The organism is Tessaracoccus yangjingae (genome assembly GCF_055326235.1).
In genome coordinates this window covers 113,529-127,217 of the sequence record NZ_JBUZNN010000009.1, presented here as the reverse complement: position 1 = coordinate 127,217, position 13,689 = coordinate 113,529, and the positions used below count along the sequence as shown (strand labels likewise).

General features: G+C 70.4%; 9 protein-coding genes. All 9 read left to right on the top strand.

What is annotated here, in order from left to right:
- Nucleotides 1-133 precede the first annotated feature (133 nt).
- The 9 genes from pta (at nucleotide 134) to ACZK5D_RS12970 (ending at nucleotide 13,604) form a co-directional block, all read left to right on the top strand.
- A complete protein-coding gene (gene pta, locus ACZK5D_RS13010; RefSeq protein ID WP_463665584.1) occupies nucleotides 134-2,191 on the top strand; it encodes a phosphate acetyltransferase in 2,058 nt (685 codons plus the stop codon).
- A gap of 19 nt (nucleotides 2,192-2,210) precedes the next feature.
- Nucleotides 2,211-3,404, top strand: coding sequence for an acetate/propionate family kinase (locus ACZK5D_RS13005; RefSeq protein WP_458995802.1), 1,194 nt, complete (start codon nucleotides 2,211-2,213; stop codon nucleotides 3,402-3,404).
- A gap of 166 nt (nucleotides 3,405-3,570) precedes the next feature.
- The gene (locus ACZK5D_RS13000) at nucleotides 3,571-4,347 is read left to right on the top strand and encodes an SDR family NAD(P)-dependent oxidoreductase (RefSeq protein WP_458995801.1); all 777 of its coding nucleotides are present in this window, start codon (nucleotides 3,571-3,573) and stop codon (nucleotides 4,345-4,347) included.
- A 46-nt stretch (nucleotides 4,348-4,393) separates the two neighbouring features.
- Entirely contained in the window at nucleotides 4,394-5,152 is a 759-nt protein-coding gene (locus ACZK5D_RS12995) for a lysophospholipid acyltransferase family protein (protein ID WP_458996482.1), read from the top strand.
- Complete coding sequence (locus ACZK5D_RS12990) at nucleotides 5,149-6,855, top strand: FAD-binding oxidoreductase (protein ID WP_458995800.1); 1,707 nt, start codon at nucleotides 5,149-5,151, stop codon at nucleotides 6,853-6,855. Before ACZK5D_RS12995 ends, ACZK5D_RS12990 begins: the two co-directional genes overlap by 4 nt.
- A gap of 338 nt (nucleotides 6,856-7,193) precedes the next feature.
- The gene (locus tag ACZK5D_RS12985; RefSeq protein ID WP_463665583.1) at nucleotides 7,194-10,793 is read left to right on the top strand and encodes an nSTAND1 domain-containing NTPase; all 3,600 of its coding nucleotides are present in this window, start codon (nucleotides 7,194-7,196) and stop codon (nucleotides 10,791-10,793) included.
- A gap of 40 nt (nucleotides 10,794-10,833) precedes the next feature.
- On the top strand, nucleotides 10,834-11,604 hold the full coding sequence (gene yaaA, locus ACZK5D_RS12980; protein ID WP_463665582.1) for a peroxide stress protein YaaA: 771 nt from the start codon (nucleotides 10,834-10,836) through the stop codon (nucleotides 11,602-11,604).
- A gap of 327 nt (nucleotides 11,605-11,931) precedes the next feature.
- Nucleotides 11,932-13,485 (top strand): sodium-dependent transporter, encoded by a 1,554-nt coding sequence (locus ACZK5D_RS12975; RefSeq protein ID WP_463665581.1) that lies wholly within the window; start codon nucleotides 11,932-11,934, stop codon nucleotides 13,483-13,485.
- Entirely contained in the window at nucleotides 13,482-13,604 is a 123-nt protein-coding gene (locus tag ACZK5D_RS12970) for a methionine/alanine import family NSS transporter small subunit (protein WP_458995796.1), read from the top strand. The genes ACZK5D_RS12975 and ACZK5D_RS12970 overlap by 4 nt, the downstream gene beginning before the upstream one ends.
- Nucleotides 13,605-13,689: the final 85 nt, after the last annotated feature.

The window sequence follows — 13,689 nt, the reverse complement described above, 5'->3', positions numbered from 1 at the left end:
GGCGCGGCCCCGCCTGAGCGGGCTGGGGCCGCGCCCCCCTGTGTGGCCCGCCGCGGTGGGCCGATGCTCAGAACGCCCGCCGGGGATGGATCGGTCGCGGGGGCGCCCCGGAAAGGGCGATAAGGTGGGGCCCGTGACGAAAAGCGTTTACATTGCCTCATCGGAGCGGCAGGTCAGCAAGTCGTCGATCGCCCTCGGCCTCATCGACATGTTCGCGCGCCAGGTGCGCTCCATCGGCGTCTATCGCCCGCTCGTGCACTCCACGGAGACGGACGCGGTCACCGAGGCGCTGCTCACCCAGAAGGGCGTCAAGGAGACCCTCGCCGAGGCCGTCGGGGTGACCTACACCGACTACGCGGCGGACACGAACGAGGCGATCGACACCATCGTCGCCAAGTACAGCGCCCTCGCGGAGACGCGCGACGTCGTCGTCGTCCTCGGCTCGGACTACGAGGACCTCGGCACCGCGTCGGAACTGGAGCACAACGCCGTCATCGCGGCCAACCTCAACTCCCCCGTCCTGTACGTCGCGAAGGCGCTGGGCCGCACCGTCGAGCAGGTGGCGCGTCTGGCCGAGTCCGCCATCGAGGCGTACGAGGCCAAGCACAACACCGTGATCGGCATCATCGTCACGCACGCCGAGGAGCCGGACGTCGACGCGCTGCGCGAGGCCATGCGGGCGGTCCGCGACGTCACCGTCTCGGTCCTGCCGGAGGATCCGGTGCTCACCGCGCCGTCGGTGGGCGCCCAGTTCGAGGCCGCCGAGGCCACCCAATGGCTGGGCAACCCCGAGTTCCTGTCCCACGAGTCGCTCCACACCCTCGTCGCGGGCATGACGCTGCCCAACCTGCTGCCGCGCCTCAAGCGCGAGGCCACCGTCATCATGCCGGCGGACCGCCTCGACCTGCTCCCGGGCGTGGTCATGGCGCACCGCTCGCCGGACTACGGGCCGCTGGCAGCGCTCATCCTCACCGGCGGCTTCGAGGTGCCCGAATCCGTGTCGAAGCTGTTCGCGGACTCGGAGATCGACCTCCCCATCGCCGTCACCAAGGGCGACACGTTCCCCACCGCCGTCGCCCTTCAGGGCATCCGCGGCACGTCCACGAGCTCGGCCCGCAAGATCGAGGTGTCGCGGGCGCTGTTCTCGCAGAACGTCGACGAGGCCGCGCTGGTGGCCGCGATCGACCTGCCGCGCACCGAGATCCGCACGCCCACCATGTTCGAGCACCAGATCATGCAGATGGCGCGCGCCAACAAGCAGCGCATCGTCCTGCCTGAGGCCACGGACGACCGCGTGCTCACCGCGGCCTCCGTGGTCCTGCAGCGCTCGGTCGCGGGCATCATCCTGCTGGGTGATTCGGTGAAGATCAGCCGCCGGGCCTCCGAGCTGGGACTGAACCTCACCGAGGCCACCGTCGTGAATCCGGAGGACCCGGCCCTGGTGGAGAAGTTCGCCGAGGAGTACGCCCGGCTCCGCGCGCACAAGGGCGTCAGCCTCGAGAAGGCCCGCGAGACGCTCAAGGACCTCTCCTACTTCGGCACCATGATGGTGCACTTCGGCATGGCCGACGGCATGGTCTCCGGCGCCGTCAACACCACGGCCAACACCATCCGCCCGTCGCTGGAGTTCATCAAGACCTCCCCCGGCGTCTCGGTGGTGTCCGGGTCCTTCCTCATGTGCATGAGCGACCGGGTGCTCGTCTACGCGGACTGCGCGGTCAACCCCACCCCCACCGCGGATCAGCTGGCAGACATCGCCATCTCGTCGGCCGCGACGGCGGTGAGCTTCGGCATCGAGCCGCGGATCGCCATGCTGTCCTACTCGACGGGCGACTCCGGCTCCGGCGCGGACGTGGACAAGGTCCGCGAGGCCACGCGCCTGGTGCGGGAGCGCGCCCCCGAGCTGAAGGTGGAGGGCCCCATCCAGTTCGACGCCGCCGTCGACGAGGTGGTGGCGAAGAAGAAGATGCCGGACTCCGAGGTGGCCGGCCGCGCCACCGTGTTCATCTTCCCGGACCTCAACACCGGCAACAACACCTACAAGGCCGTGCAGCGCACCTCTGGCGCCGTCGCGATCGGCCCCATGCTCCAGGGGCTCCGCAAGCCCGTCAACGACCTGTCGCGCGGCGCCCTCGTCGACGACATCGTCTCCACCATCACCATCACAGCCATCCAGGCCCAGGCGGTCTGACCCACTACGAAAGGGCGTCATGTCCCAGCCGATCCTCCTGCTCAACTGCGGGTCGTCGTCCATGAAGTACCAGGTGATCGACGCGGAGACCCACGAGTCCCGCGCGTCCGGCCTGGTGGAGCGCATCGGCCAGGCCTCTGGCGAGCTCAAGCACCGGCACGGCGACGAGGAGACGGTGCGCGAGGGCTGGTACCCCAACCACACTGTCGCGTTCGGCGCCGTGGTCGCGGCCTTCGAGGAGTTCGGCCCCGGCCTGCACGACGTGATCGCCGTCGGCCACCGCATCGTGCACGGCGGCGACAAGTTTCGCGAGTCCGTGCGGATCGACGCGGACGTCATCGCCGAGCTCCGGCGCCTGTCGCAGCTGGCCCCGCTGCACAACCCGCCGGCCATCGCCGGCATCCGCGCCGCCATGGACCTGCTGCCCAGCATCCCGCACGTCGGCATCTTCGACACCGCGTTCTTCACCACGCTCCCCGCCGAGGCCTACACCTACGCGGTGGATCAGGAGCTGGCGAAGGAGCACGGCATCCGGAAGTACGGCTTCCACGGCACGTCGCACAGCTACGTGTCGGAGCAGGCCGCCGAGTACCTGGGCCGGGTGGACGACCCGGACCTCAAGCTGATCGTCTGCCACCTCGGCAACGGCGCCTCCATCTCGGCCGTCCTCGGCGGCAGGGCCATCGAGACGTCGATGGGCCTCACCCCGCTGCAGGGGCTCGTGATGGGCACCCGCTCCGGAGACGTGGACCCGGGCCTGCACAAGTTCCTCTCGACGCACGGCATGACGCCCGACGAGGTGGACACCCTGCTCAACAAGCGCTCCGGCATGCTGGGCCTCTGCGGCTACACCGACATGCGCGACGTGGCCACCCAGATCGCCGCCGGCAACCAGGACGCCATCCTGGCCCGTGACGTGTACGTGCACCGCCTGGTGTTCTACATCGGCGCCTACATGGCGCTTCTCGGCGGCGTCGACGCGCTGGTCTTCACGGCCGGGGTGGGCGAGAACGCCGCGCACATCCGCGGCCCCGTCGTCGAACGCCTGGCCGGCATGGGCTTCGAGCTGGACACGGCGGCCAACGAGGTGCGCTCCCGCGAGGCCCGCGAGATCTCGACGGCCGCCTCTAAGGCCCGCGTCCTGGTGATCCCCACCAACGAGGAGCTGGCGATGGCGCGCGAGACGGTCGAAGTGATCGGCGCCCCCGCCTGATCCGCACCTCCTCGACGACGCCCCCGGCCCTTTGGCCGGGGGCGTCGCCGTTCTTGTGGCTTCCCCACAACGAACGCCCCGGGGGCTTGTCGGGAAACAACGAACGGGTGGCCCCAGGCCGGTGGCGACATCGCGGCGACGCGCCCGGGTGGCGTACCTTAATCCCATGGCTTCAGCACTGATCACGGGCGGGACTTCCGGCATCGGGCACGCGTTCGCACGCGAACTCGCCGGCCGGGGAACCGACCTGATCCTCGTCGCCCGCGACACCGACCGCCTCAACTCGGTCGCTGCCGAACTGCGTGCGGAGTTCCACATCGACGTGGAGGTCATCTCGGCGGACCTCGCCGTCCGCGACGACGTCCTCCAGGTCGCGGAGCGCCTCGAGGACCCGGCCCGCCCCGTCGACATCCTGGTCAACAACGCCGGATTCGGCCTGCACACCACGCTGCTGGATCCCGCCGACATCGACATGCACGCCAAGGCGCTGGACGTCATGTGCCTGGCGGTGCTCATCCTCGGCGGCGCCGCCGCGCGGGCCATGCGGGCCCGCGGCCACGGCCGGATCATCAACGTGTCGTCCACGGCGGGCACCATCTTCACCGGCAACTACTCGGCCGTGAAGGCCTGGTGCACCACCTACTCGCAGGCGCTGGCCCTTGAGCTCTCCGGCACCGGGGTCACGTCGACGGCGCTCTGCCCGGGATGGGTGCGAACCGAGTTCCATGAGCGCGCCGGGATCAAGGCCACGTCCCTGCCCAGCATCGTGTGGATCGACGCCGAGACGCTCGTGCGCGGCGCCCTGGCGGACGCCGAGCGGGGCCGCTTCGTGTCGGTGCCCACGCTGAAGTGGAAGATCGCCTACGCGATCGCCGAGCACGGCCCGCGATCGTTCACGCGCTGGTTCTCGCGCAAGCTGAGCGCGTCGCGGAAGAAGCACTGAGGTGGCCAACGACGTCGAACCCGCGAACCCGCGGTACACGTCGAGGATGCACGCCACCACCAGGCAGACCGCGCAGATGCTCCTCCTCAAGCCTGCACTCCTGCGGCTGCTGAAGGTCCACGTGCACGGCGTGTCCAACCTTGACGGCCTCGAGGGCGCCTTCGTCGTGTTCGGGAACCACTCGTCGCACCTCGACGCCCCGCTGATCCTCTGCTCGCTGCCGAGCAGGCTGTCGAAGTTCGTGGCCACCGGCGCCGCCGGTGACTTCTTCTTCGACAACCCGGTGAAGTCGCTGTCGATGTCGCTGTTCATGAACGCCTTCGCCATCGACCGGGGCAAGGGCGGCAAGGGCAAGCGCGGCATGTCCGGGCAGTTGCTCGACGACGGCGTCCCCATCCTGCTGTTCCCCGAGGGCACCCGCTCCCGCACCGGCGCGCTGGCGCCGTTCGTGCCGGGCGTGGCGTCGCTGTGCATCTCCCGCGGGGTGCCCGCGCTGCCGGTGGCCCTCGTGGGCGCCTACGACGCGTGGCCGTCGCGGCAGAAGCACCTGCCGAAGGGCAGGCCCGAGGTGCACGTGGTGTTCGGGCGCCCCATGACCGCGTACCCCGGTGAGATCGCGCACGAGTTCAACGAGCGGATGCGCCGCCAGGTGCTGGAGCTGCACGACACCACCGCCCGCGCCTACGGCAAGAAGACGCTCGCCGAGTACGCGCGCACCGAGGCCATCGAACTGGCCAGGAAGTCCCATATCGCCGCCTTGGTTGAGGACGCCAAGGAACAGGCTGACAAGCAGGAGGATCGATGATCGACGGGGTCAAGCAACAGAAGTGGTGGGGCTGGGGCGAGGAGGGCAAGGCGTACCACTACGAGGACAAGCCGAAGTTCCCCCCGTTCGTGAAGAAGATGGTGGGGGTGGACATCACCGCCCCCGTGGAGCCCGTGCGCCCCTTCTCGTCGCTCGACGTGCCCGCCTCCCAGCTGACCGATGGGCTGCGAGCCGAACTGGTGGGCATCCTGGGTGAGAAGTTCGTGCAGACCGACGACGAGACCCGCGTGGTGCACGCCTTCGGCAAGGGCGTCCGCGACCTTCTGCGCGTCCGCGCGGGCCTGCTGGGCCGCGTGCCGGATGTGGTCCTCTACCCGGGCACGCAGCGCGAGGTCGAGCTCCTCGTCGACGCCGTGGTGGCCGCCGACGCCGTGCTCATCCCCTTCGGCGGCGGATCCAACATCGTGGCGGCGCTGGAGGCGGAGCCGGGCGAGACCCGCCAGGTGGTCTCGGTCAACCTCGGCCGCATGAGCCGGGTCCTGGAGATCGACGAGGTGTCGGGCCTGGCCCACATCCAGGCCGGCGTGTTCGGCCCGGACATGGAGGATCAGTTGAAGGCCCGCGGCTGGACCATGGGCCACCACCCGGACTCGTTCGTGTGGTCCACCCTCGGCGGGTGGATCGCCACCCGGTCCTCGGGCATGCAGTCGGACAAGTACGGCGACATCGCCGACATCTGCCGCGGCCTCACCATGGTGATGCCCGGCCAGGTGCTCACGCTTCGCCCGCTGCCGTCGTCGTCGTCGGGCCCCAGCGTCCGCGAGATGGTGCTGGGCTCGGAGGGGCGCCTCGGGATCATCACCTCGGCGTGGGTCAACGTGCACCGCATCCCCGAGGTGCGCGAGCTTCAGGCCTACTTCTTCCCCACCTACGAGGACGGGCTCAAGGCCTGCCAGGCCATCGTCGAGTCGGACGCCTCCGTGATGATGGCGCGCGTCTCGGACGCCATCGAGACGCAATACATCATGGCCAACGGCAAGAAGTCGAGCCGTCTCGGCTCGCTGAGCAGCAAGGCCATCCAGAAGATCATGGTCCAGAAGGGCTGGGACCTGGAGAAGATCGCCATGAGCTTCGTGGGCTTCGAGGGCTCGCCCACGCACGTGCGCTACGAGAAGGGCCTCGTGGCCAAGATCGTCCGCAACCACGGCGGCATGGGCGTGGGCAAGGGCCCGGGCTCCCTGTACGACCAGAAGAAGTACGACACCCCCTACATCCGCGACTTCATGCTGGACCGTGGCCTCGTCGCCGACGTGTCGGAGACCACCACCCCGTGGAAGTACGCCGAGCAGATCCACACCAACACCGTCGCCGCGTTCAACCGGGCGATGGACGAGCTCGGGGTCAGGGGCGTGGTGTTCTGCCACCTCAGCCACTCGTACCACTCGGGCGCCTGCCAGTACTTCACGTTCGCGATCGCGGACAAGTCCGACGGCGCCATGGCCACCTACGATCACGCCAAGCGCGTGCTCCAGCAGTCGTTCATGGACAACCACGCCACGGTGTCGCACCACCACGGCGTGGGCGAGGAGCACAGCCCCTGGATGGACCAGGACATCTCCCCTGCCGGTGTGTTCATCCAGCGCGCCCTCTTCGACGGAGTGGACCCGGGGCACAACCTCAACCCGGGCAAGATCATCCACGACGGGAAGCCGGGCATCTCCAGCAACTCCGCCGACGCCTGACCCCACCCCGGCCGCTCGGAGCGTGGCGGCAAGCGAGAGGCCCTCGGCCCGGCCCTTGAGCCGAGGCCGTGGGCCTCTCGTCGCGCCGCGTCTCAGCCGACTCCATCCCCCCTGGTGTCGGCATCCCCGTTACGAACCTGTGGCCGTCTCTCCCCCCGGAGCGGGTGTCGCAGTGCACTCCCGACACTAGGCGCCCGTATCCCCGAGCGACGACCCCACGGGTGTACGAGTACGCACCGGCTCACGGCCCCACAGTGGAGCTGCTAGTCAGCGGAGGGTGCCGTTACTCCGCGGGAGCCGCCGGATCCGGCGGAAGCGGCGGCAGGTACTGTGCCGCCATGCTTCCTCCGCAGAGTCGAGAGACCCTCGTCGAGACACTGGTCGCGGCCCGACACGCCGCCAACCTCTCGATCCGGCGTGCCGCGACGCTCGCGAAGGTGCCCCCCTCCACCGCGCAGGGCTGGTTCGAGGGACGTCTGCCCACCCCGGCGCTCACCCCCCATTTCCTGGACCTGCTGCAGGCCCTTGGCCTGGTCGAGTCCGACGACGAACGCGACGCCTGGCAGCGGGCGGTCTCGAGCGCCCGGTCGGCGCCGGTGGTCGGCGAGTCCCCATACGTGGGTCTCCGCAGCTACACCGCGCAGGAGGCCGCCGTCTACGTGGGCCGGGAGCGCGCCTACGAGGCCCTGGTCGAGGCGTGCCTCCGGCCGGACGCCCCGCGGCCCATCGTGGTGGTGGGCGACTCAGGGGCAGGGAAGTCCTCACTGCTGGCAGCCGGACTGATCGGGCGCGCGTGCGCCCCAGGGGGCCCGCTGGCCGGCGCCTCCCCCGTCTCAGCCAGGGCGGCCGACCTGCCCACGCTCGCACTTCCGGACGGATGCGGGCTGCTGGTCGTGGACCAGTTCGAGGAGGCAGCCGCCCTCGAGCCTGAGGCCCGCGCGGCCGTGTTCGACGCCCTCGCCTCGCTGGCCGGCAGCGTGACGTGCGTGGTGGCCATCACGGCGGCCGCGTTCGGGTTCGCGATGCGTGACGAGCGGCTGGCAGCGTCGCTCGCCGCGCCGGTGCTCGTCGGCCCCCTGACACAGGACGAGTACGCACGCATCATCGAGGAGCCCGCCGCGCGCCAGGGGCGGACGGTCACCCCGGACCTCGTCCAGCTCGTCCTGCGGGACCTCCGGCTCTACGGCGAGCCCGCGCCGGGCACCGCTCTGCCCCTGCTGTCGAGCGCCCTTCGTCGGTGCTGGGCGGCAGCGGAGGGCGCCAGCCTCACCCCCACGCACTACCTCGCCACCGGAGGCCTCTGGTCCGCGCTCGACGACGAGGCCGAGGCCGTCTATTCCAAGCTCGACGAGCACCAGCAGGTCCTGGCTAGGCGCCTCACCCTCGCGCTCATCCAGGTCGACGGCGACCGCGTGCTCCGCGGCACCATCCCACTCGACGACCTCGCCGACGACATGTCGCCGGTCCTCGACGCCTTCCTCGCCGCGCGCCTGTTCACCCTGACGGGCCGTTCCGTAGCCATCTCCCACGACGCCCTCCTCACCCGGTGGGAGCGGCTGCGTGGCTGGGTCGACGAGGAGCGCGCCTCCCTGCTCATCGCGCGCCGGATCCAGATGGCGGCCCAGGTGTGGGACGAGGGCGGCCGCCAGGAGGACGCCCTGATGCCAGTCGAGGCGGAGTTGTGGAGCACCTGGTCACGGCAGGAGAGCGCGCCCCTGCTCTCCGCGCGTGAGAACACCTTCATCAGCTCAAGCCTCGACCTTGCGGACGCGCAGCGCAGCGCCCAGGAGGACACGATCCGCCGGCTCCGACGGAGACAGCAGCTCGCCATCGCCGCCGCTGGGATCGCGATCACGATGCTGGTGGTGGCCGTGCTGGCCGGGCTGCAGGCCTCAGACCTGCGGGTGGCGGCCCAGGCCTCCGAGCGCTCCGCGCAGGCCCGGCAGCTGGCGCTCATCGCCGACGAGGTGAGGGCCAACGAGCCCAACACCGCAGGTCAGCTCAGCGTCGCCTCGCTCAGCCTCGCCGACAGCGTCGAGAGCCGCTCGGCCGTGCTGAAGTCGGCAGGCACCCCGCTGCCGACCCGCGCCACCGGGCCGAGCGGGACCACCCTGGTGGACCACATCGAGGACGCCGGCATGACGCTCCGCGCAGACAGCTCCGGTGAGGTCACGCTGTGGCGGGACGGCTCGCTCGACGGGGAGTCGGAGACCTTCGTCAGCGGTGGCAACCAGCTGTTCGCGCTCGCAGGCACGGTCGTCGACGGGCGCGTGCTCGCCCTCGTCGGCGGTCAGCAGACCGCCGCGGTCTGGGATTTGACGGAGGAACCCCGCGAGCTGATCGACCTGGGCGAGGACACCGTGGCCTACAGCGCCGCCTGGGTGGGATCGACGGTGCTGGTCGGCACCCTCGACGGAACGATCCGCAGGGTGGACCTCAGCTCCGTGGAGGCCCCCGCCCGACTGCCGGACATCACCCTGGCCGACGAGGTGGCGGTGACGGGCCTGGACGCGACCGGGGAGTTGGTCTTCGCGGGCGGTGGGGCGAGCCTGGTGGAGGTGTTCCGTCCGGACGGCTCGCGCGTGGCCGACATCCCGGTGCAGGGCACGGTGTTCTCGATGGACGTCTCCCCCGACGGCTCCGAGCTGCTGGTGGGCACGGCGCAGGGCTTCGGCTACCGCTTCAGCACCGCCCCCAGCGGCCCCTCCCTGCTCACCACGCTCGAGTTCGAGGCCTCCGCCAACGCGGTGCGCCACCTCGGCGACAGTCTCCTGGTGGGCGGCTCGTTCGGTGAGCTGCGGCAGTACACGCCCGAGTGGGAGTTGGAGCGCGCCTATCCCGAGCCCACGGTGGTGACCAGCCTGGACGCCCGGGGCGGGGACATCCTCGCGGGCGCCACCAGCGGCATCGTCACCGCCTGGCGCCCCGACGAGGACCCGGAGGTCCTCGACCTCACCGACGGGCGGTTCTACGGCGTCTACAGCGGATCGGACGCCGTCCTCCTCGGTTCCACCGCGGGCGGGCTGGTCGTGCGGCGCGACGGGGCCGGCTGGGTCGAGGTGCCGGTCCAGGCGCCGCCGGCCGGTGACGCCTACACCGGCTACGCGATCCTCAGCGAGGACGCCACCGTGCTGGTCAACCAGACCGCGGCCGGGAGCCTGATCACGCTCGAGCGCACCGGCGACGGCTTCGACGCCGTCGACAGCATGCCGGGCCAGGAGGCCCTCGCCGACGTCGAGGTCTCGGCCTCCGGCAGGTACCTGGCGCTGGGCTACCGCGGCGAGCCCGGATACCACCTGTTCAGCCGCGACGGCGACGGCTGGGCCCCGCTGGCCGTCCTGGAGGACACCTGGGCGGGGGGCTCCGGCTTCAGCCCCGACGAGGGCCTCTTCGTCGCGATGCATGTCGACGGCAGGTCGGCGCTGCTGTGGCGCCTGGGCGATGAGGGGCCGGAGAAGGCCGCGACACTCACCCTCGCCGACGAGGCCATCCCGCTCGACTACGCCTTCTCCGCCCGGGGCACGCTGGCCGTCGGTGATACGGCCGGACGGATCACGGTCTTCGACGTGACCGCCCCGGACGAGCCCGCGGTGCTGCACGAGCTGGTGGAGGCGCGCTCCGAGCTGACCCAGGTGGGGTTCGGCCGGGGCGGGGAGCTGCTCTACGCCGCCACCCGCGAGGGGCGCCTCTGGGTGTGGCGGCTCGGCGACGGCGCGGCGGAGCTGGAGCTGTCGTTGCGGCCCGGGGCCACCACCGTGACCGGCGCCGCCTGGATGGACGGGCACTTCGTCATGGCGTTGAACGGAGGCCGCTCCGTCGCCTGGCCCGACGATCCGGCCGCCGCCCGGGATCGCCTCTGCGAGGACTTCGGATCCCGGATCTCCGAGGAGGAATGGGGGTCGCTGGTGCCGGGGGTGCCGTTGACCGACGGCTGCTGAGCCGCCCAGCCCCCGCGGGGGCGCGACTAGACTCGCCGGCATGCTCACCGTCCTGTCGCCCGCCAAGTCGTTGGACTTCGACTCGCCGCTGCCCACCAGGAAGCGGTCCGAGCCCAGGCTGCTCGACGACTCCGCCCGGTTGATCGAGATCATGCGAGACAAGGTGCCCGCGGACATCGCGTCGCTCATGCACATCTCGGACGACCTCGCCCACCTCAACGCCACCCGCTACCGGGAGTTCACCCCGGAGCACACTCCGCGCAACTCGCGCCCGGCCGTCCTGGCCTTCAACGGCGACGTCTACCAGGGCCTGTCCGCGCGGACCCTGGCGGAGCGGGACTTCACCGAGGCGCAGAAGACCGTGCGCATCCTGTCCGGCCTGTACGGGGTGCTGCGCCCCTTGGACCTCATCCAGCCGCACCGACTGGAGATGGGCACCAGGCTCGAGACCTCCCGCGGCCGCTCCCTGTACGACTGGTGGGGCGAGAAGGTCACGGACCTGCTCCGCAGCGACCTCGACGAGTCCCCCGGCGCCGACGTGCTGGTCAATCTGGCCTCGCAGGAATACTTCGGCGCCGTCCGGCCGGAGCGCCTCGGGGTCCGCGTGATCAGCCCCCGCTTCGAGGACCGGGACCAGCACGGGGAGCCCCGCGTGGTGAGCTTCTACGCCAAGCGCGCCCGCGGCACCATGGCGGCCTGGCTGATCCGGGGCCGCGTCCGCACGCCGGGCAAGCTGCGCGACTTCGACGGCGACGGCTACGCCTACGACGAGGCCCGCTCGACGAAGGACCAGCCGGTCTTCGTGCGCTAGCGGGCGGTTCGACGACCCAAGTCGCTGGTCAGCTCAGGGTGGCTTCGACACGGGCGCGCGTCGCTTCGCTCCTCGCGGCCCGGCTCACCCCAAGTCGACACGGGCGCGCGTCGCTTCGCTCCTCGCGGCCCGGCTCACCCAGCGGAAGGGCGGCGCGGCTCAACCAGCGGGGAGGCGGCCCGGCTCAACCTGCGGAAGGGCAGCGCGGCTCTCCCAGCGGAACGCATCCCGCGACACGTGGCGCCAAATGTCCACCCGCCGCGCCGTGGGGGTGCAGGTGGAATACGCTACGCGGGTCAGTTCCCCCACTCCCTGAAGGGAGGGCACATGTCCGAACCCACGCTCGCGAAACGCGAGGTGTTCAACTCCCGCAACGTGTTCATCCTCGCCGCGATCGGCTCCGCCGTCGGCCTGGGCAACATCTGGCGCTTCCCCTACGTCGCCTACACCAACGGCGGCGGCGCCTTCGTGATCCCCTACCTGGTCGCGCTGCTGACCGCGGGCATCCCGCTGCTGTTCTTCGACTACGCGCTGGGCCACCGGTACCGCGCCGCTCCCCCACTCGCCCTGCGCCGGGCCGGCAAGAAGTGGACCGAGGCGTTCGGCTGGTGGCAGGTGCTCGTGTGCTTCGTCATCGCCGTGTACTACGCCGCCATCCTGGCGTGGGCGGCCATGTACTTCTTCTTCAGCTTCACCGAGGCCTGGGGCGACGACCCGGCGGGCTTCCTCATGGGCGAGTTCCTGCAGGTGGCCGACACCCCGACGGTGGGCTTCGACTTCGTCCCGCAGGTGGCCATCCCGATGGCCGTGGTCTGGATCCTGACCATCGGCGTCATCGCTCTCGGCGTCAAGAAGGGGATCGCGGCTGCCAACACGATCATGATCCCGCTGCTGGCCGTGATGTTCCTCGTGCTGGTGATCCAGGCCGTCACCCTGCCGGGCGCCATGGACGGCCTCAACGCCTTCTTCACGCCCAACTGGGCCGCGCTCGGAGACCCCGGGGTGTGGGCCGCGGCCTACGGCCAGATCTTCTTCTCGCTCTCGGTGGGCTTCGGCATCATGATCACCTACTCGTCCTACCTGCGACGCCGCACGAACCTGTCCGGCTCCGGCCTGGTGGTCGCGTTCGCCAACTCGGGCTTCGAGCTGCTCGCCGGCATCGGCGTGTTCGCGGCGCTCGGCTTCCTCATGCAGGCCACCGGCCAGCCCATGGATGAGGTGGCGGCCGGCGGTATCGGACTCGCGTTCATCGCGTTCCCGAGCATCGTCTCGTCGACGTCCTTCGGCCCGCTGCTGGGCGCGCTGTTCTTCGCGTCCCTGGTCTTCGCCGGGTTCACCTCGATGATCTCCATCGTCGAGGTCGTGGTCGCGGCCATCCAGGACAAGCTGGGTCTGGGCCGGATCAAGGCGACCCTGGCCGTCGGCATCCCGATGGCGCTGGTCTCGATGCTCCTGCTGCCCACGACGACGGGGCTGTACTTCCTCGACATCACCGACGAGTTCGTCAACAAGTTCGGCATCCTGCTGGGCGCGTTCTCGATGGTGGTCGTGGTGGCCTGGGTGTTGCGCAAGCTGCCCCTGCTGCAGCGCCACGTGGACCGCGTCTCCAGCGTCCAGTTCGGCCGGCTCTGGCTGGCACTGGCGGGCATCTTCGTGCCCGGCATCCTGGGCTACATCCTCATCAACGAGGTCATCACCAAGGTCACCGCGCCGTACGGCGACTACCCGCTCGGCATGCTGGGGGTGTTCGGCTGGGGCATGTCCGCCCTGCTCGTGATCGTGGCAGCCGCTCTGGCCCTCACGCCGTGGAAGCAGAACACCATCACCCACGTCGACGAGGACGCGCTCGACGCCAAGTACGAGGAGATCATGGCGAAATGACCACCACCGCAATCATCATGATGATCGTCGCCATGGTGACGCTGTGGGGCGGCCTTGCCGCCTCCATCGTGCACCTCGTGCGCAGCCCGGAGAAGGTCGTCGACGAGGGCGACGACTGACCCCCGTCCGACAACAAACAGAAGGGGAGGGGGGGGAAAAGGGGGGCTCCACCCCCTCTGGGGGGGGGGGAAAACAAGCCCAAAA